Source organism: Ketogulonicigenium vulgare WSH-001, assembly GCF_000223375.1.
Lineage (GTDB): Bacteria > Pseudomonadota > Alphaproteobacteria > Rhodobacterales > Rhodobacteraceae > Ketogulonicigenium > Ketogulonicigenium vulgare.
Genome location: NC_017384.1, coordinates 1,169,037 through 1,186,601, shown reverse-complemented (window position 1 = coordinate 1,186,601; position 17,565 = coordinate 1,169,037). Strand labels below are relative to the sequence as shown.

Sequence of the window (17,565 nt, the reverse complement as noted above, 5' to 3'; positions counted from 1 at the left end):
AAATCGCGTGATAGGGCACGCGCAATCGCAACCCGGGGCCTTTCCTCCCCAAAGCCCGAAGAGATGTGAAAATGGCTATTCAACGCACTTTCTCGATCATCAAGCCCGATGCAACCCGCCGCAACCTGACTGGCAAAATCAATGCCAAGTTCGAAGAAGCTGGTCTGCGCATCGTCGCGCAAAAGCGTATTCACCTGACCAAAGCCCAAGCTGGCCAGTTCTACATCGTGCACGCTGCACGTCCCTTCTATGACGAGCTGTGCGAGTTCATGGCTTCGGGCCCGATCATTGCCCAAGTTCTGGAAGGCGAGAACGCTGTTGTGCGCAACCGCGAAATCATGGGCGCGACCAACCCCAAAGACGCAGCAGCCGGCACCATCCGCGCTGAATTCGCTGAATCGGTTGGCGAGAACTCGGTCCACGGTTCGGACGCCCCCGAAGCTGCTGCTGAAGAAATCGCTTTCTTCTTCGCAGGCCTCGAAATCGTCGGCTAATTTTTAGCCCGATTGCAGACAATAACCCGCGCTGTTTCGCAGCGCGGGTTTTTTTATTCGACGGGCGTCCAGATCACATCATCGATGCGCGGCGCGCCTGTGGCCAACATGACCAGCCGGTCGAAGCCCAGCGCGATACCGGCGGTGGGGGGCATCAGGGGCAGGGCCGCCAGCAGGCTTTCGTCGATCGGGTAACGCTCGGCATAGATGCGTTCTTTTTCATCCATCTCGGCTGTAAAGCGGCGGCGCTGCTCGTCCGCGTCGGTCAATTCGCCAAAGCCATTCGCCAGCTCGACGCCGCAGGTATAGACCTCGAACCGTTCCGAGAGGCGTGCATCACCTGGCAGGCGGCGGGCGAGGGCAGCCTCGGCGGCGGGATATTGGTCGAGGATGGTGATGCGGCCATGGCCCAGATGTGGCTCGACCCGTGCCACCAGCACGCGCGACAGCATGTCCGACCATGTGTCGTCAGCACAATGGCTGATCCCCGCCTGATCCAGCGCGCGGGCAAGGGCGGCGGCATCGGTGCTGCCATCGGGTTGGATGCTTTGCAGCAGGTCGATCCCGGCGTAACGCTGGAAGGCATCTGCAACCGACAGCCGTTCGGGCGCGGCGTATGGATCACAAGCCACGTCATTATAATAAAGCTGCGCCGCGCCGGTAATCTGGGCCGCGCGGGCGATCATGGCGCAGGTGTCATCCATCAACTGGGTATAATCCGCGCCCGCGCGGTACCATTCCAGCATGGTGAATTCGGGACTGTGCAGGCGGCCGCGCTCGCGGTTGCGCCAGACGTGGGCAAAGGCGTAGATCGCCACCTCGCCCGCCGCCAGCAGCTTTTTCATCGCAAATTCCGGCGAGGTATGCAGATACATCTGCCGCGGCGCGCCGTCATTGCCGATGGCGGTGGTGGCAAAGCCGTGCAGATGCGCCTCGTTCGAAGGCGTCACCTGCAGACCTGCGGGGTCAACCTCGATAAAATCCTGCGCATCCAGCATCTCGCGCAGCGCGCGCTGGATGCGGTTGCGCGCCAGCAACAAGGTGCGACGTTCGGCATGGCGGTGGGGCGCCCACCAGTGATCGGCTGGATTTGTCATCATTCTGCCTTGCGGGCCGGTATTGCGGGCTAGAAATTCAGGTGAAACCGCGCTAGCAGCACGGCAAAGCTGCCGCCTAACTAGGGCGCGGCGGAACCGATCACAAGGATGAACCCCGTGAAAGTCATCGCCTCTAGCGTCCGCAAGGGCAACGTTCTGGAAATCGACGGCAAGCTTTACGCTGTGCTGACCGCGCAAAACTTCCACCCCGGCAAAGGCACGCCCGTCACCCAGGTCGACATGCGCCGCATTTCGGATGGTGTGAAAGTCTCGGAGCGTTGGAAAACCACCGAGACGCTGGAACGCGCCCATGTCGAGGATGTCGAATACGACTTCCTGTATGAGGACGGCGAAGGCTTCCATTTCATGGAGCCGAACAGCTATGAGCAGATCACCGTCGATGGCGACGTGATCGGCGATCAAAAGCCCTTCTTGAAGGATGGCGTGCGCGTTTTCCTGAAGATCTATCAGGACACCGCCGTCGCGATCGAGCTGCCGCAGCGCGTCACCGTCGAGATCACCGAGACCGAGCCGGTCGTCAAAGGCCAGACCGCATCCTCGTCCTACAAGCCCGCGATGACCGATATCGGTCTACGCGTGATGGTGCCGCCGCATATTTCCGCCGGCACGCGCATCGTGATCCTGACCGAGGACAATTCCTACGTCGAGCGCGCCAAAGACTGATCCTCTTTTGTTCTTTTCTGTTTCGCCGTGATGTGCCATATTGCACCCATGGCGGAACAGGTTCTTGATGTTGATTTGCTGCTGGAAGGCAGCGACTGGTTGGCGCAGCGCGAGCCGCGCTTTGCCCATGCCCTGACGATCATCGGCCCGCTCGAGCTGCGGCGCGATGTCGAGGGCTTTCCCCGGCTTTTATCCGCAATTGTCAGCCAGCAGGTCTCGACCGCATCGGCGCGTGCAATCTGGGCGCGGGTCGAGGGGGCGGGGCTGCATCTGCCCCAAAGCATCCTTGCCGCAACTGATGACGAGATGCGCGCCGTCGGACTCAGCCGTCCCAAGGTGAAATACGCGCGGGCACTGGCGGCCAGCGGGATTGATTTTGAGGCGCTGCCGCATCTGACTGACACAGAAGTGATTGACCGGCTTGTCGCCGTCTCGGGCATCGGGCGCTGGACGGCCGAGATTTACGCCATGTTCTCGCTGGGGCGTGTCGATGTGCTGCCTGCCGCCGATTTGGCGCTGCAAGAGGCCGCACGCGACCTGTTCGGGCTGGAAAGCCGCCCTACAGAAAAAGCATTCCGTGCGCTGGCCGCGCCGTGGCAACCCTGGCGCTCGGTCGCCTCGACGCTGCTATGGCGTTGGTATCGCGAGGTGAAGGGTCGCGCGGGCGTCTGATCACTCTGGCCATATCGGGGGGCAGCGACTAGGCTGGCCGCGACATTTTCAGGAGTGACCCATGACACGCGCCCTCAATGCCCTTCGCCAAGAACCCGCCAGTGGCGAGACCCGCTCGGCGGTGATTTTCCTGCATGGCTTTGGGGCGAATGGCGAAGACCTGATCTCGCTTGCGAATCTGCTGGCCGATCATATGCCCGATACCTTGTTCATTTCCCCCGATGCGCCCGAGGAATGCGCCGGTCGCCCCGGCGGGTTCCAATGGTTCCCGATCCCTTGGGTCGACGGCGCGAGCCAAGAGGAGGTCGAGGAATCGGTGACCCATTCGCTGGCCGATCTGCAGGCCTTTATCGATGGCGTCATGGTGGACGAGGATCTGCTGCCCGAGCAGGTCGTGCTGTTTGGTTTCTCGCAAGGGGCGATGATGGCGCTGCAAGCTGCGCCGCGCCGCGAAGAAGCGATCGCGGGCGTTGTCGCCATTGCGGGCCGGATGCTGCGCCCGACCACTCTCGCCGAAGAAGCCGAAGTCTATCCCGCGACCCTGCTGATCCACGGCGATCAGGACAATGTGGTGCCGCCCGAAAATATGCCGACCGCCGTGCAGGTTATGCAAGAGGCCGGTTTCAAAGAAATCTTTGCCCATATCCAAAAGGGCGCGGGCCATACGATTGCGCAAGACGGGTTGCAGGTCGCGCTGGCGTTCATGCGGGATCGGTTGGGCTACGCCTGACCGAATCCCCTTTCCGCTGCGTTAATTCCCGCATATGGTGGTCGCAAGCGGCCGCTTCGCAAAAGCTGGTGCGGCCCAATCCAGATGACAGGCGCAGATGCGCCGCCGGAGGGCCTATGCAGGATCTGTCCCATCACGATGATTTCCGCACCCATTTCGTGCGTGAGGAGGCGGATCTGCGCCGCCATCCCGCGCTGGTGCTGAACGCCGATTACAGGCCGCTGTCCTATTACCCGCTGTCGCTGTGGCCGTGGCAGGAAGCTGTGAAGGCGGCGGTGATGGAGCGAATATCGATCGTTGCCGAATATGACACGGTCATCCATTCGCCCAGTAGGTCGATCAGGATACCATCGGTCGTCGTGCTGAAAGATTATGTAAAACCCAGAAAGCGCGTGGCCTTCACGCGCTTTAATCTTTTTTTGCGCGATGGGTTCTGCTGCCAATATTGCGGCGCGACCAAGGATCTGACCTTTGACCATGTCGTGCCGCGGATGCGGGGCGGCAAAACCAGTTGGACCAATGTCGTTGCTGCCTGCCAATCGTGCAACCTGCACAAGGGTTCGCGCAGCTTGCGCCAAGCGGGCATGCAGTTGATGCGCCCCGCGCGCGAGCCGACGACATCCGAGCTGCAAGGCGTCGGGCGCAGGTTCAAGCCGCGTGCGCTGCATGTCACCTGGCAGGATTATTTGTACTGGGACAGTGAGTTGGAGGCGTAAGCCGCCGAAAGTCTGACAAATATTTGCGTATCGCAAGACGAGGGTTTGAGCCTGCCAAAAGCCGGTGCTAAGGTGAAATCTGGACCCGCTGCCGCTAGGGCGTGCAGGGGTAATATGTTCGGCCTAGCCGACTTTCTTGCGGAGGCATCTCATGGCATCTCGTGTCATCCCGGTCGCTCCTTTTGATCTTGTTGTGTTCGGAGGGACGGGCGATCTCGCAAAGCGCAAGATCATCCCGGCATTGTTTCGTCGTTTCGTCGCCGGCCAATTCGAAGAGGACGCGCGTATCATCGGCGCCGCCCGCGCCGCGCTGTCTGGCGCGGAATATCGCACTCTGGCCGAAGAGGCTCTGAAAGAATTCTCGGCAGAATATGTCGAAAATTCAAAGGAAGTAGCCGCCTTTCTTCACATGCTGGATTATGTCTCGATTGACGCGACAGGCGATGGCGGCTGGGAAGAGTTAAAGGCGAAAACCAGCACTGACCGCGTGCAGGCTTTCTATTTCTCGGTCGCGCCCAGCCTGTTCGGTGCCTTGGCCGAACGTCTGCATTCCTATCAGATCGCGGGCCCCGAGGCGCGCGTCGTTGTCGAGAAACCCTTTGGCCGCGATCAGGAAACGGCCAAGGCGCTGAACGCGACACTGGCGGAATATTTCGACGAGACTCAGATCTATCGGATCGACCACTACCTTGGCAAAGAGACAGTGCAGAACCTGATGGCGCTGCGCTTTGGCAATATGATGTTCGAGCCGTTGTGGAATAACCACTATATCGACCATATTCAGATTACTGTTGCTGAAACCGTGGGCGTTGGTGGGCGCGGGGCCTATTACGACAAATCGGGTGCGATGCGCGACATGGTGCAGAACCACCTGATGCAGCTTTTGTGCCTGATCGCGATGGAGCCTCCGGCGATTTACGACGCCGATGCGGTGCGCGATGAAAAGCTGAAGGTGATCCGCGCGCTGCAACCGGTGGCGCCGCATCACATCGTGCGCGGCCAGTACGAGGCGACGGATACCGCTCCCAGCTATCGTGATGACGCGGAAAACCCACGCTCGTTCACCGAAAGCTTTATCGCCATGCGCTGCGAGATTGCGAACTGGCGTTGGGCGGGCGTGCCGTTCTATTTGCGCACGGGTAAAAAGCTGCGGGCGCGTTCGTCGGAAATCGCGGTTGTCTTCAAGGCTTTGGGCCATTCGATTTTCGAGGGCGATACCGGCCCGCACCGCAATATCCTGTCCATTCGCCTGCAGCCCAATGAGGGCATCGACATGACCGTCACGGTCAAGGAACCCGGCCCCGGCGGGATGCGTCTGATCGACGTGCCGCTGGATCTGACCTTTGCCGAGGCGATGGCCGGGACCGATTCCCCCGAGGCCTATGAGCGGCTGATCATGGATGTGATCCGTGGCAACCAGACCCTGTTCATGCGCGGCGACGAGGTTGAGGCCGCATGGCGCTGGACCGACCCGCTGATCAATGGCTGGGAGGCGCGCAATGATGTGCCCAAACAATATGTGCCCGGCTCGTCCGGCCCGGAAGATGCGCTGATGCTGCTGCATCGCGATGGGCGTCGCTGGCGCGATATAAAGGCGTAAGACGATGGAATTTATAGAATATCCCGATTCCGACATTATGATGATCACGCTGGCCAACCAGATTGCTGGCGAGTTGCGTCAGGCCCTGACAGGGGGCGAGCGTGCCAGCCTTGCCGTCCCCGGCGGCACGACGCCCGGGCCGGTGTTTGACAGCCTGTGTGCCGCGGATCTCGATTGGGGCCGTGTCGATGTCATGCTGACGGACGAGCGCTGGGTGCCCGAGGGCAACCCCCGTTCTAATACCCGTCTGGTGAAATCGCGCCTGCTGACCGGCCGCGCCCATGATGCGCGCTATATCCCGCTTTATGCCGAAACGCCCGAGCCCGAGGAATCGCTCGACGCCCTGTCACAAGGCATCGCGGCCAGCCTGCCGCTGACCGTCTGCCTGCTGGGCATGGGCGAGGATATGCACACCGCGTCCCTGTTCCCCGGCGCCGATCGTCTGGCCGAGGGCTTGTCGGGCAGCGATATCTTGTTGCCCATGCGCGCGCCCGGTGCGCCCGAAGTGCGCATGACGCTGACCGCAAATGTGCTAAACGGCGCGCTGCATCGCCATATTCTGATCATTGGCGCAGGCAAGCGTGATGCGTATGAACGCGCGCGCCTCTTGACCGCCGAACATGCACCCGTCGCCGCAGTTTTGCGCGGCGCGACAATTCATTGGGCAGAAAAATGATTGATTTTAATGCATTAAAGACCCGTGCTGCGGCGGCGAAACCGATTGTCGCGCAGCTGGAAGATAGCAAGCGCGTGCCCGATTTTTCGATCATGCAAGACGGGCTGTTGTTCGATTATTCGAAAACCACCATTGACCGCGACAGCCGCGATCTGCTGCTGGGCCTCTTGGAAACCGCAGGCGTCGCGGCCAAGCGTGATGCGATGTTCGGCGGCACTGCGATCAATGAAACCGAGGGACGCGCGGTGCTGCATACGGCGCTGCGCAATCTGAACGCGGGGCCGATTGTGGTCGATGGCGAAGATATCATGCCCTCGATCCTCGAGACTTTGGCCGCAATGGAGGCCTTTGCCGCCGATGTGCGCACCGGTGCCTATCAGGGGCAGGGCGGCACGATCACGGATGTGATCAATATCGGCATCGGCGGCTCGGATCTGGGGCCGGTGATGGCGGTGCGGGCGCTGTCGCCCTATCACGACGGGCCGCGCTGCCATTTTGTCAGCAATATCGACCCCGGTGATGTCGCCGAAGTCCTGAAAAATTGCGACCCGATCCGGACGCTTGTCATTGTCGCCTCGAAAACTTTCACGACGATCGAGACGATGACCAACGCCCGCACCGTCCGCGACTGGATGGCGAAATCGGTCAGCGATCCGGCGGCGCAATTCGCGGCGATCTCGTCCGACCTTGATAAGACAGCGGAATTTGGCATTGCGGCCGAGCGTGTGTTCGGTTTCGGCAATTACGTCGGTGGCCGCTATTCTGTCTGGGGGCCGATTGGCCTGTCGGTGATGCTGGCGGTTGGCGCTGCGCATTTCCGCGACTTTCTGGCGGGCGGCGCGGCGATGGATCAGCATTTCCGCGATGCGCCGTGGCAGGAAAACTTGCCCGCGATGCTGGCGCTGGTTGGCCTGTGGCACAGCCACGCCTGCGATTACGCCACCCGCGCCGTGCTGCCCTATGACAACCGCCTTGGCCGGTTGCCCGCGTATTTTCAACAGCTTGAGATGGAAAGCAACGGCAAGGGCGTCTCGATGGATGGCGCGCCGCTGCCGTTCCACAGCGGCGCTGTCGTCTGGGGCGAGCCTGGCACCAATGGCCAGCACGCCTTTTACCAGCTGATCCACCAGGGCACCCGCGTGATCCCTTGCGAATTCATGATCGCCGCCCGCGCGCATGAACCTGACCTGCAATATCAGCAGGAACTGCTGATCGCCAACTGCCTCGCCCAGTCCAAGGCGTTGATGGAAGGCCGCGGCATGGATGTCGCGCGCAAGATCGCCGCCTCCAAGGGGTTCACCGGCGATGAATGCGAGCGTCAGGCCAGCCACCGCGTGTTCCAAGGCAATCGTCCCTCGGTGACGCTGGCCTATGAGATGATGACGCCCTTCGTGCTGGGTCAGATCATCGCGCTTTATGAACATCGCGTCTTTGTCGAAGGGGTGGTGCTGGGCATCAACTCGTTCGATCAATGGGGGGTCGAGCTGGGCAAGGAACTTGCAACGGGGCTAGAGCCTGTCGTGACGGGTCGCCAGTCCACGGATGGGCAGGATGCCTCGACCACCGCGCTGGTCGATTTCCTGCGCGGCAAAGGGGCCTGACCCCCTGATGCCCGAGGTCAAGCGGCGCAAGGTGTTCTATATCGCCGGGTTCGACCCGGTGCCGCCGCGCCGCTACCGCGAGTTCTATCGCCGTGAGGGGGCAGAACAGGCCGCGATTTCGGGCTATCACTTTACCATGCACCCGCGCCGCAAAGATGGCGCGGGCTTTGGTTGGCAGGCCGCGCTGAGCGTGGATGGCGAGACCACCGAGGCCGATTTCACCTTTCTGCCCTGGGACGATATCGTGCGGGCCGAGATGAAAAACAGCATTGCCGCCACCTATGGCCAGATGGCGCGGACGCTGTGGATCTATCTGTCGACAGGCGCGCTCTATCGCATGGTGCGTCTGCGCCGGAACGCCGCGCTGCCGCTGCTTTTCCCTATAGTGATCTTGATCTTGCAGGCTTTTGTTGCAGTGCTGGCGGGCGGGGCACTGGGGGCGCTGGCGGGATGGACGGCGTCGCTGCTGCTTGGCGTATGGGGAATGGGCATCGGTATCATTGCTGCTATCGCCGCCGCCATTGCCGTCTTGCAGTGGTTCAAGGCGCGTGATGGCAAGATTATGGCCTATTACCTGATGCATGATTACGCCTTTGCCACGCGCTGGCGCGGCGCCTATGCCCCCGCGATGGCGGCGCGCATCCGCGATTTCGCCGCCCAGATCCGCGCGGCGACAGGTTATGACGAAGTGCTGGTCGTCGGCCATTCCTCGGGCACCCAAATTGCGATCTCGACCATGGCCGAGGTACTGCGCGCAGGCCCGCCGGATGTGCCGCTAGCGCTGCTGACCCTTGGGCATGTGGTGCCGATGATGTCATTCTTGCCAGATGGGCAGCAGTTGCGCGCGGATCTGGCCTATATGGGCGGGCAGGATCGGGTGTTTTGGCTGGATGTGACCGCCCCCGGCGATGCCTGCTGTTTCGCGCTGTGTGATCCCGTGGCAGTGACGGGCGTTGCGCCGCAGCCGCAAACCGGGCCGCTGGTGCTGTCGGCTGCGTTCACGCAGACTTTGTCGTCCGAAAAACAGGCGGCGCTAAAGGGGAAGTGGTTTCGGCTGCATTTTCAGTATCTGCATGCCTTTGACCGCCCCGGCGATTACGATTATTTCTTGATCACCGCAGGGCCGCAGCGTCTTGCCAGCCGCTATCGAGGACGGGACAGCTCGGCCTCGCGCATCGCCAAAGTGTGGTCAGCATACCGGGATTACTGATGAAGCCACCCAAGCCCGAGGCGAGAGAGGGCAAAGTCTCGATTTGGCGTTACCTGCGCCTGTTCCGCCAGGACATCCTCTCTGCGCAAAGCGGCAAGCTCTATCGCGCCTGGATGGCAGAGATGAAAACGCCGTTCTTTCATTCCTTTATGATCAACGACCCTGCGCTGACGAAAACGGTCCTGCGCGAGCGTCCGGATGATTTCCCCAAGTCGGGCCGCATCGCGGCGGGGTTGATCCCGCTGCTGGGCAAGGATTCGGTGTTCCTGACCAACGGGGCGCAGTGGAAGCAACAGCGCCGCATCATCGACCCTGCGTTCGAAGGCGGGCGTTTGCGTCACATTTTCCCCGTAATCTGGGATGCCGCCGAATCCGCCACGCATCGTCTGCAAGAGGCTGTGGGGGATGAGGCGACCGAGATCGACATGCACGCCAGCCACGCCGCCGCCGATGTGATCTTTCGCACGCTGTTCTCCATTCCGATTGAAAGCGACACCGCGCGCGAGGTGTTTGACGCCTTTCGCGAACACCAGCGCAGCCGTCCGGTGGCGAACCTTGGGGCCTTCGTGAAACTGCCCGCTTGGGTGCCACAGTTTCCATCCTTTCACACCCGCCGCACCGCGCGGCAGATCCGGCGCCTGATCACCGCGATTGTCGAGGAACGCCGGGCCCAGATCGCCGCAGGCACCGCGCCCGATGATCTGGCGACCAAGATTATGACGACGCCCGATCCCGAAACCGGCACGCTGTTCACACCCGCAGAGATGGTCGATCAGGTCGCGATTTTCTTCCTTGCGGGGCACGAGACCAGCGCCTCGGCCCTTGCGTGGTCGCTGTATCTGGTCGCGCTTTATCCCGAATGGCAGGAACAGGCCGCATCCGAGGCGGCAGGCATGGCGCCAGCATTCTCGGCCCTGTCAAAGCTCAGAATCAACCGCGATATCTTCCGCGAAACCCTGCGCCTCTATCCGCCCGTCCCGATGATGGTGCGCGAAGCCACCCAGCGTGAGGATTTCCGCGGCCGCACCGTGCCCGAAGGCGCGCAGATCGTGCTGTCGCCATGGCACCTGCACCGGCATGAACGCTTTTGGGACACGCCCGATGATTTCGACCCCGGCCGTTGGTCCCGCCCCGAGGCGCGCCTCTCGGCCCGCGATGCCTATATGCCATTTTCCGAAGGGCCGCGCGTCTGTGTTGGCGCGGGATTTGCGATGCTGGAAGGGACGCTGATCCTTGCCATGCTGCTGCGCGATTACCGGTTCGAGCTGGTCGCGGGCCGCGATCCGGTGCCCGTGGCCTATATGACCGTGCGCGCGAAAGACGGGATCTGGCTGAAAGTCACGCGCCGCGCGGCAATTGCGCCTGCAGATCCGCCAGCACAAACAGACGGATAGCGGTCGCAAGGCCGATATCGCCGCGCGCATCATCAACCTCGGCCACCAGCGCATTCAGCGCCATCTCGCGCTGTGCGGCAATCGCGCGGAACGCCTCCCAAAAGGGCGGTTCAACCGCGATCGAGGTGCGGTGGCCGTGCAATGTGACGGAATGTTTGGCGGGACGCAAATCAGTCATTGTCGCGCCTCACCGCATCCAGCGCGGCTTTCGCCTTGGCTGCCTGCTGGTCTTCCAGCGCGCGCTGCGCCTTGGTGCGGCCAAATTTCGCCGCGTTCTCATCTGCCCGCGCCTTATCTTCGGCGCGGGTGCGGGCCTTGCGGGCCTTGTTGAGGTTCACAACCTCAGTCATGTGGCCCGATCATGTCTTCGGGACGCACGATGCGGTCGAATGTCTCGCCATCGACAAAGCCAAGCGCGATCGCTTCTTCGCGCAGCGTCGTGCCGTTCTTATGCGCGGTCTTTGCGACCTTGGTCGCGTTGTCATAGCCGATGGTCGGGGCCAGCGCTGTCACCAGCATCAGGCTTTCTTTCATCAACTTGTCGATCCGCGCCACATTGGCCTGCGTGCCGACGACCATATTATCGGTAAAACTGCTGGCGGCATTGCCCAAAAGCTGCATCGATTGCAGCACGTTATAGGACATCATCGGGTTATAGACGTTCAGTTCAAAATGCCCTTGGCTGCCGGCAAAACCGACGGCGGCATCATTGCCCATGACATGGGCACAGACCATGGTCAGCGCCTCGGCCTGCGTCGGGTTCACCTTGCCGGGCATGATGGACGATCCGGGCTCGTTCTCGGGCAGGATCAACTCGCCAAGGCCCGAGCGCGGGCCGGACCCCAACAGGCGCAGGTCGTTTGCGATCTTGAACAGGCTGGCCGCCACGGTCTTTAGCGCGCCGCTGAACATCACCATCGCATCATGCGCGGCCAAAGCCTCGAATTTATTCGGGGCGGTGACAAAGGGCAGGCCGGTGATGGCCGCAATCTCGACGGCGACGGCCTTGTCATAGCCCTTGCGGGTGTTCAGGCCTGTGCCAACGGCGGTGCCGCCTTGGGCCAACTCGTAAATATCGGGCAGGGACATTTTGATGCGGGCGATGCCCTTGTCCACCTGGGTCGCGTAGCCGCTGAATTCCTGGCCCAAAGTCAGCGGGGTCGCATCCTGCGTATGGGTGCGGCCGATCTTGATGATCGCCTTGAACTCATCCGATTTGGCCCATAGCGCCGCCGACAGCTTTTCTAACCCTGGCAGCAGCACATCGCGTGCCAGCATACCGATGGCGACATGCATTGCGGTCGGGAAAGTGTCGTTGGACGACTGGCCCATATTCACATGGTCATTGGGGTGGACGGGCTTTTTCGATCCCATCACGCCGCCCAGAACCTCGATCGCGCGGTTCGAGATGACTTCGTTCGCGTTCATATTCGACTGCGTGCCCGAACCCGTCTGCCACACGACCAGCGGGAAGTTATCGTCGAACTTGCCGTCGATCACCTCTTGCGCGGCATTCTTGATCGCCTCGGCCAGATCGGCGGCCAGATCGCCCTGTGCGGCGTTCACGGTGGCAGCCGCCTTTTTCACCACACCCAGCGCGCGGACGATCGGGATCGGCTGCTTTTCCCAGCCAATCGGGAAATTGATGATCGAGCGCTGCGTCTGCGCCCCCCAATATTTATCGGCAGGAACGTCCAGCGGACCGAAGCTGTCGGTCTCGGTGCGGGTGGCAGTCATCATCAATGTCCTGAATTCTAGGGATTAACGGCGGAATTTGTCGAGGCTGACAATCTCGGCTTGCGGGCGGGGGGTGTCATCAGGCTCGACCATCTCGGCCATCGGGGCCTCGCCGTCCTCATCCTCGTCGTCCTCATCCTCGTCCTGTGCCTCAAAGCGCAGGCCGAATTCGACCGACGGATCAACAAAGGTGCGGATCGCGTCATAGGGGACATAGATCGGTTCGGGGTTGTCGCCGAAATTCAGCACGACCGAGAACCCTTCGTCGGTGACGTTCAGATCCTGGAACCAGTGCTGCAAAACCACCGTCATTTCATGCGGATAGCGATCAAACAGCCAATCAGCCAGTTCGACATCGGGATGGTTCGTGTCGAAGGTGATAAAGAAATGGTGCTCGCCCGGCAGACCCGTTTGGGCGATATCGCCCAGAATCTCCTGAATCAAGCCGCGCATGGCGCGATGCATCAACTTTCCATAGTCGATCGAGCGGGCCACATCTTCCTCCACCGTAGAATGCAGGCCTAGAATAGACCGATTTGCCGGGGGGATGAAAGAGGGAAAGGGACCTGTTCATTTGCGCCCATTCACCTGTTGATCGCCGCACAGAACCAAGGGTGTGCGGGCACCGATAGCGTGGTGAACACAGCCTCGAACGGCGGGCTGCTGGGCGCGCCGGGGATGAGCGCCTATGCCGCCTCGAAACATGCGGTGATCGGTCTGAATAAGACCGCGGCGCTGGAAGCCGCGCCTTATGGCGTGCGCGTCAATGCGGTTGCCCCCTCGGGTGTCGACACCCGAATGATGCGCAGCATCGAAACCAACGCCGCCAAGGGCCACGAGGACGAGGCTCGCAAGAATTTCGAGGCCGCCGTGCCGCTGAAACGCTATGCGACCGCGGATGAGATCGCGGATCTGATGGTGTTCCTTGCCTCGGACAAAGCCAGCTTCATCACCGGCGCTTACTACCGTATCGACGGCGGCGGCGCTGCAATGTCGGCCTGATAGCCAAAGGGCGGGGAAAGTGCAGGTTTCTGTTGCCAGGTACCTGCGAACCCCGCCTTACGCGGCTAAGCGCAAGGACTTAGTTTCGGCGACTCGAACTGCTTAAGCAGCCAGAGCCATTGCCGGAGCACGGTTGTTATTGGCAACTGTACAAAACGGACCGATAACGGTGGTACCTCACCGAGCCAAAGCTAACATCTTTAGACGTTCGTCGATCCTGTTTCGACCCCCTGATCCCCCAATAAAGGAATATGGTGGAGTCGCCGGGTACCGCCCCCGGGTCCGATCCGCTTATTACATGCGCGTTTATGTCCATAGTCCCGAAGGACAATTGCTAGATAAGGCGGCGCATCGGCAGGTTCAAGTGAAAAGGGCGGCAGGTTGCCCCGCCGCCCTTTGGTCACATTGGAAAGGTGCGGTTTAGAAACCGGCTTTGATCATCTCGAACGTTTCGGCGTGCAGGGCGCGCTGTTCAACCGTCATCGGCAGCTGTGCCAGGATCGGCGCGTCGATCTCGCCAATGCCGCCTGCGGTCAGCTCCTCTTCGGTGATGCCTTCCATGCCGACGGTGTTCGACTGCGCGAAACCGGCGCCCACCAGATAGCTGGTCGAGGCGGGCGAGAGGAATGCGTTCAGATAATCATAGGCTTTGTCCTCGGAACCCGGGCCGTTGGCCATGTTCAGGTAACCGCACAGCCACAGGCTGGAACCCTCGACAGGTTCGCGCTGAAAGCCGATCGGGCGGCCTTCGGCGACCATGGTCGGGAAGGTCTCGTTCCACGCCCAGGAGACCAGAATCTCGCCCGAAGCCATCAGCTGTGCCAGCTCGGACGGGTCAACCCAATAGGTGCGCAGATTCGGGTGGGCTTCGCGCAGCCAGTTCGATGCGGCCTCGAACTGCTCGGGCGTTGCATTGGTCCAATCGGTGACCCCGGTCGCCAGATAGGCCAGCGCATAGGCGTCATCGACATTGTCCGGGATCGTCATGCGGCCCGCATAGGCGGGGTTGTGGAAGACGCTGAGCGAGGCGACATCCTCTTCGGGCACTTGTTCGGGGTTATAGGCGATAGCCGAGGTGCCAAAATCGGTCGGCAGGAAGAACAGATCGCCATCTGCCTGCATATTGGTGCCCAGAAGGTCGGCGTTCAGGCTGCCGAACGCCTCGATCCGCGAGGTGTCCCACGGCTCGATCAGATGGGCGGCGCCTTCGGTGAACAGCGGCACGGTGCCGGCGCAGATATGGGTGACATCGGTTTGGAAACCCGCATTCAGGCGCTGGAACGCCTCTTCCTCATCGCCAAAGAACGCAAAGGTCGGCGCAACGCCATATTTGTCAATATAGGGCTGGTGAAAACCCGGAGCCTCGAACGCCGGGTAATCAAATACCAGCAGTTCGGGGTCCTGCGCATGGGCGGCGGTGGCAAGTGCGACCAGCGAGGCTGCGCCGAGGATCTTAGCAAGTCTCATTATCATCTCCGTAAATGACGGGGTGAGGAAGTTGCAATCAGCCTATCGCCCGACCGGCCCGCCGCGCAAGATTGCAATTCCCCCGATGACTTCGGGGCGCGTGCAGATTTCGCTAAATGTGCCTAATTTATCAGCGGTTTCCTGCGTGTGCAGCACCCGTAAAACCTGCCTCGGTGAAATTAACCTGCTGCGGATTGCCACAGCGGGCGTGACATTGGCGGCTCGGCGGATAATCTGCACCTGATAAGCTAGGATAGACCCCGAGGGGCCGACGAGGTTGAGGGAGTAGTTAGAATGATCCTGACAGAGACGACGGGTCAGCCGAACCTGCCGCGCTATTTCACGCATGTATTCAATATCGCTAAGAAATTGCAGCGCGGCCGGCTGGACTTTGTATTGCCGGATGGACGTGTTTTCCGCGCCGAGGCAGGCGCGCCGGGCTATGTTGCGCAGGTCGATGTGCATGACCCCGAGGTTTTCGCCCGCCTGCTGCGCGAAGGCGATTTGGGCTTTTCCGAGGCCTATATGGACGGGCAGTGGTCTTCGCCCGATTTGCTGGCGTTCTTTGACCTGATCAATGATGATTTCGAGATCGTCTTTGACAGTTTCCGCGGCCTGCCGATCATTCAGTTCCTCGAGAAGGTGCGCTTTTGGCTGCATTCGAACAGCCGCCGCGGCTCGCGTAAGAATATCGCGCATCACTACGATCTGGGGAATGATTTCTACAGCCTGTGGCTGGATGACACGATGACCTATTCATCGGCGATCTATGAGGACCCGCAAGAAAGCCTTGAGGTGGCGCAGACCCGTAAATATCAGTCAATGGTTGATCTGATCGGCGCGCAGCCGGGCGATCATGTGCTGGAGATCGGTTGCGGCTGGGGCGGCTTTGCCGAATATGCGGCGAAAGAGCGGGGTCTGCGCGTCACCTGCCTGACCATCAGCCAAGAGCAGTTCAAATTCGCAACCGCCCGTATGGCGCGCCAAGGGCTGTCGGATCGGGTCACGATCAAGCTGCAGGATTATCGCGACGAGACCGGCACCTATGACGGTATCGCCAGTATCGAGATGATCGAAGCGGTCGGCGAGAAGTTCTGGCCCACCTATTTTGGCAAGATCCGTGACTGCCTGAAACCCGGCAAAGTCGCGACCGTGCAGGCGATCACCATTCGCGATGACCGCTTTCAGGATTACCGCAGCCGGATCGACTTTATTCAGCGCTATATCTTTCCGGGCGGCATGCTGCCCAGCCACGCGGTGATGCAAGATCAGATCGCGCTTGCGGATATGGAATATGGTGGCGCAAGGCCCTTTGGCGAAAGCTATTCGCTGACGCTGCGCCGCTGGTATGAGCGCTTCAACGCGGTCTGGCCGCAGGTCAATGCTCTCGGCTTTGATGAGCGGTTCAAACGGATGTGGGATTTTTATCTGACAAGCTGCGCCGGCGTGTTCCACGGCGGCGGCTGCGATGTCATGCAAGTGTCGATGGTAAAGCCGAAATAAATGCAACGATTTGAACTGACTGGCCTTTGGGCCGACCCGCAGTTGGCCGGTGCCTTTGGTCAGGTGGAAGATGGCGTGTTGAGTGCCGATGCGGATGGGTCGGCGCGCCTTGTGGCCTTTGTCACGCTGATTGGCGGAAGGGTTGAGGGGGGTGTCGTGACCGGCACGCCTCCTGTCAGGGTCGATGCGCTGCTGTTGGCATTGGCCGAACTTGGGCCGCTGCCCTGGCCCGATACCCTGCGCCGCACCATGCCGCGTGTTCTGGCACGGGCGACCAGTTTTCTGGATGCGGCGCAGCAAACGCGACCGCTGACCATCACCCGCGCGCCTGCTGATGATTATCAATGGGAAGATGTTGGCCCGCTTTTGGGTGTTTACCACCGTCTGGCGCAGGTTGGCATGGATTACACCCGCTTTGACGGCACGCGCTCTGATCGCCAGTTGCGCGATGTGCTGGTGGTGGGTGATGCCGCCCTAATGTTACCCTATGACGCGCAGCGTGACCGCGTGCTGCTGGTCGAGCAGATCCGCCCCGGCCTGATCCGTCGCGGCGATCCGCAGCCGTGGATTTTGGAACCCGTCGCGGGCCTTGTCGACGCGGGCGAGAGCGCCGAGGCCACCGCCTTGCGCGAATTGCACGAGGAGGCGGGGCTGGACAATGTCACCCTATTGCCGACGGGCGGTTATTACCCCTCGCCGGGCGGTAGCAGCGAATATTTCCATGGCTTTATCGCCCTGACCGATCTGCCCGACAGCCATCCGGCCTTTGGCGGTTTGCTGGAGGAGGCCGAGGATCTGCGCCTGCATATCATCCCCTTTGATCAGGCCATGGCCGCGATGGACAGCGGCGAGATCAATGCCGGCCCGCTGCAATTGTTGTTGCTGCAACTTGCGCGAAAGCGCGACGCGCTGCGCCGTGACTTGATTTCCACAGCCGCACAGCCGTAAAGCTGAATGACGCGATAAGAATAAAGGGCATCCC

The 17,565-nt window shown here is 61.1% G+C and carries 19 protein-coding genes and 1 other RNA gene; 13 read left to right on the top strand and 7 right to left on the bottom strand.

What is annotated here, in order from left to right:
- The first annotated feature begins 71 nt into the window (after nucleotides 1-71).
- Nucleotides 72-494: a nucleoside-diphosphate kinase gene (gene ndk, locus KVU_RS05910; protein ID WP_013384432.1), complete on the top strand. Its 423-nt coding sequence runs from the start codon at nucleotides 72-74 to the stop codon at nucleotides 492-494.
- A 53-nt stretch (nucleotides 495-547) separates the two neighbouring features.
- Here the strand turns inward: ndk and epmA are convergent, their stop codons facing one another.
- Complete coding sequence (epmA, locus tag KVU_RS05905; RefSeq protein WP_014537768.1) at nucleotides 548-1,594, bottom strand: EF-P lysine aminoacylase EpmA; 1,047 nt, start codon at nucleotides 1,592-1,594, stop codon at nucleotides 548-550.
- A gap of 114 nt (nucleotides 1,595-1,708) precedes the next feature.
- Here epmA and efp point away from each other — a divergent pair, with 114 nt between their 5' ends.
- The 9 genes from efp to KVU_RS05860 all read left to right on the top strand — a co-directional run bounded on the left by efp (nucleotide 1,709) and on the right by KVU_RS05860 (nucleotide 10,874).
- Nucleotides 1,709-2,275, top strand: coding sequence for an elongation factor P (gene efp / locus KVU_RS05900; protein WP_013384430.1), 567 nt, complete (start codon nucleotides 1,709-1,711; stop codon nucleotides 2,273-2,275).
- Nucleotides 2,276-2,323: 48 nt separating this feature from the next.
- Nucleotides 2,324-2,947, top strand: a complete 624-nt coding sequence (locus KVU_RS05895; RefSeq protein WP_044008048.1) for a DNA-3-methyladenine glycosylase family protein — start codon at nucleotides 2,324-2,326, stop codon at nucleotides 2,945-2,947.
- A gap of 61 nt (nucleotides 2,948-3,008) precedes the next feature.
- Entirely contained in the window at nucleotides 3,009-3,677 is a 669-nt protein-coding gene (locus tag KVU_RS05890; protein WP_013384428.1) for an alpha/beta hydrolase, read from the top strand.
- 116 nt (nucleotides 3,678-3,793) lie between these two features.
- Complete coding sequence (locus KVU_RS05885) at nucleotides 3,794-4,393, top strand: HNH endonuclease (RefSeq protein WP_013384427.1); 600 nt, start codon at nucleotides 3,794-3,796, stop codon at nucleotides 4,391-4,393.
- 151 nt (nucleotides 4,394-4,544) lie between these two features.
- The gene (gene zwf / locus KVU_RS05880; protein WP_013384426.1) at nucleotides 4,545-5,993 is read left to right on the top strand and encodes a glucose-6-phosphate dehydrogenase; all 1,449 of its coding nucleotides are present in this window, start codon (nucleotides 4,545-4,547) and stop codon (nucleotides 5,991-5,993) included.
- Nucleotides 5,994-5,997: 4 nt separating this feature from the next.
- A complete protein-coding gene (pgl, locus tag KVU_RS05875; RefSeq protein ID WP_013384425.1) occupies nucleotides 5,998-6,669 on the top strand; it encodes a 6-phosphogluconolactonase in 672 nt (223 codons plus the stop codon).
- On the top strand, nucleotides 6,666-8,270 hold the full coding sequence (pgi, locus tag KVU_RS05870; RefSeq protein WP_014537766.1) for a glucose-6-phosphate isomerase: 1,605 nt from the start codon (nucleotides 6,666-6,668) through the stop codon (nucleotides 8,268-8,270). Before pgl ends, pgi begins: the two co-directional genes overlap by 4 nt.
- 7 nt (nucleotides 8,271-8,277) lie before the next feature.
- Nucleotides 8,278-9,480: a lipase family protein gene (locus KVU_RS05865; RefSeq protein WP_013384424.1), complete on the top strand. Its 1,203-nt coding sequence runs from the start codon at nucleotides 8,278-8,280 to the stop codon at nucleotides 9,478-9,480.
- A complete protein-coding gene (locus KVU_RS05860) occupies nucleotides 9,480-10,874 on the top strand; it encodes a cytochrome P450 (RefSeq protein ID WP_013384423.1) in 1,395 nt (464 codons plus the stop codon). Before KVU_RS05865 ends, KVU_RS05860 begins: the two co-directional genes overlap by 1 nt.
- Here KVU_RS05860 and KVU_RS05855 read toward each other — a convergent pair.
- From KVU_RS05855 to KVU_RS05840, 4 genes are read right to left on the bottom strand one after another with little or no spacing between them, the layout of a single operon-like run.
- Nucleotides 10,819-11,052, bottom strand: coding sequence for a ribbon-helix-helix domain-containing protein (locus KVU_RS05855; RefSeq protein WP_014537765.1), 234 nt, complete (start codon nucleotides 11,050-11,052; stop codon nucleotides 10,819-10,821). The two genes, KVU_RS05860 and KVU_RS05855, sit on opposite strands and share 56 nt — an antisense overlap.
- Entirely contained in the window at nucleotides 11,045-11,224 is a 180-nt protein-coding gene (locus tag KVU_RS05850) for a DUF4169 family protein (protein WP_013384422.1), read from the bottom strand. Before KVU_RS05850 ends, KVU_RS05855 begins: the two co-directional genes overlap by 8 nt.
- Nucleotides 11,217-12,611, bottom strand: coding sequence for a class II fumarate hydratase (gene fumC / locus KVU_RS05845; protein WP_060486307.1), 1,395 nt, complete (start codon nucleotides 12,609-12,611; stop codon nucleotides 11,217-11,219). Before fumC ends, KVU_RS05850 begins: the two co-directional genes overlap by 8 nt.
- A 24-nt stretch (nucleotides 12,612-12,635) precedes the next feature.
- Nucleotides 12,636-13,106 (bottom strand): SspB family protein, encoded by a 471-nt coding sequence (locus KVU_RS05840; protein WP_236953050.1) that lies wholly within the window; start codon nucleotides 13,104-13,106, stop codon nucleotides 12,636-12,638.
- A 96-nt stretch (nucleotides 13,107-13,202) separates the two neighbouring features.
- Between KVU_RS05840 and KVU_RS05835 the strand changes: the two genes are divergently transcribed.
- On the top strand, nucleotides 13,203-13,613 hold the full coding sequence (locus KVU_RS05835; protein WP_013384419.1) for an SDR family NAD(P)-dependent oxidoreductase: 411 nt from the start codon (nucleotides 13,203-13,205) through the stop codon (nucleotides 13,611-13,613).
- Nucleotides 13,614-13,631: 18 nt separating this feature from the next.
- Here KVU_RS05835 and ssrA read toward each other — a convergent pair.
- Both ssrA and KVU_RS05825 read right to left on the bottom strand, forming a co-directional pair.
- Nucleotides 13,632-13,981: a transfer-messenger RNA gene (gene ssrA, locus KVU_RS05830) on the bottom strand.
- Between the two features lie 52 nt (nucleotides 13,982-14,033).
- On the bottom strand, nucleotides 14,034-15,080 hold the full coding sequence (locus tag KVU_RS05825; RefSeq protein WP_013384418.1) for an ABC transporter substrate-binding protein: 1,047 nt from the start codon (nucleotides 15,078-15,080) through the stop codon (nucleotides 14,034-14,036).
- A 294-nt stretch (nucleotides 15,081-15,374) separates the two neighbouring features.
- Between KVU_RS05825 and KVU_RS05820 the strand changes: the two genes are divergently transcribed.
- Entirely contained in the window at nucleotides 15,375-16,583 is a 1,209-nt protein-coding gene (locus tag KVU_RS05820) for an SAM-dependent methyltransferase (protein WP_013384416.1), read from the top strand.
- On the top strand, nucleotides 16,584-17,531 hold the full coding sequence (locus KVU_RS05815; RefSeq protein ID WP_013384415.1) for an NUDIX domain-containing protein: 948 nt from the start codon (nucleotides 16,584-16,586) through the stop codon (nucleotides 17,529-17,531).
- Nucleotides 17,532-17,565 lie beyond the last annotated feature (34 nt).

Bases quoted from the DNA above. Each gene is read 5' to 3' on its own strand.
- ndk (WP_013384432.1), top strand. From the start codon at position 72: ATGGCTATTCAACGCACTTTCTCGATCATCAAGCCCGATGCAACCCGC.
- epmA (WP_014537768.1), bottom strand. From the start codon at position 1,594: ATGATGACAAATCCAGCCGATCACTGGTGGGCGCCCCACCGCCATGCC.
- KVU_RS05895 (WP_044008048.1), top strand. From the start codon at position 2,324: ATGGCGGAACAGGTTCTTGATGTTGATTTGCTGCTGGAAGGCAGCGAC.
- KVU_RS05890 (WP_013384428.1), top strand. From the start codon at position 3,009: ATGACACGCGCCCTCAATGCCCTTCGCCAAGAACCCGCCAGTGGCGAG.
- KVU_RS05885 (WP_013384427.1), top strand. From the start codon at position 3,794: ATGCAGGATCTGTCCCATCACGATGATTTCCGCACCCATTTCGTGCGT.
- zwf (WP_013384426.1), top strand. From the start codon at position 4,545: ATGGCATCTCGTGTCATCCCGGTCGCTCCTTTTGATCTTGTTGTGTTC.
- pgl (WP_013384425.1), top strand. From the start codon at position 5,998: ATGGAATTTATAGAATATCCCGATTCCGACATTATGATGATCACGCTG.
- pgi (WP_014537766.1), top strand. From the start codon at position 6,666: ATGATTGATTTTAATGCATTAAAGACCCGTGCTGCGGCGGCGAAACCG.
- KVU_RS05865 (WP_013384424.1), top strand. From the start codon at position 8,278: ATGCCCGAGGTCAAGCGGCGCAAGGTGTTCTATATCGCCGGGTTCGAC.
- KVU_RS05860 (WP_013384423.1), top strand. From the start codon at position 9,480: ATGAAGCCACCCAAGCCCGAGGCGAGAGAGGGCAAAGTCTCGATTTGG.
- KVU_RS05855 (WP_014537765.1), bottom strand. From the start codon at position 11,052: ATGACTGATTTGCGTCCCGCCAAACATTCCGTCACATTGCACGGCCAC.
- KVU_RS05850 (WP_013384422.1), bottom strand. From the start codon at position 11,224: ATGACTGAGGTTGTGAACCTCAACAAGGCCCGCAAGGCCCGCACCCGC.
- fumC (WP_060486307.1), bottom strand. From the start codon at position 12,611: ATGACTGCCACCCGCACCGAGACCGACAGCTTCGGTCCGCTGGACGTT.
- KVU_RS05825 (WP_013384418.1), bottom strand. From the start codon at position 15,080: ATGAGACTTGCTAAGATCCTCGGCGCAGCCTCGCTGGTCGCACTTGCC.
- KVU_RS05820 (WP_013384416.1), top strand. From the start codon at position 15,375: ATGATCCTGACAGAGACGACGGGTCAGCCGAACCTGCCGCGCTATTTC.
- KVU_RS05815 (WP_013384415.1), top strand. From the start codon at position 16,584: ATGCAACGATTTGAACTGACTGGCCTTTGGGCCGACCCGCAGTTGGCC.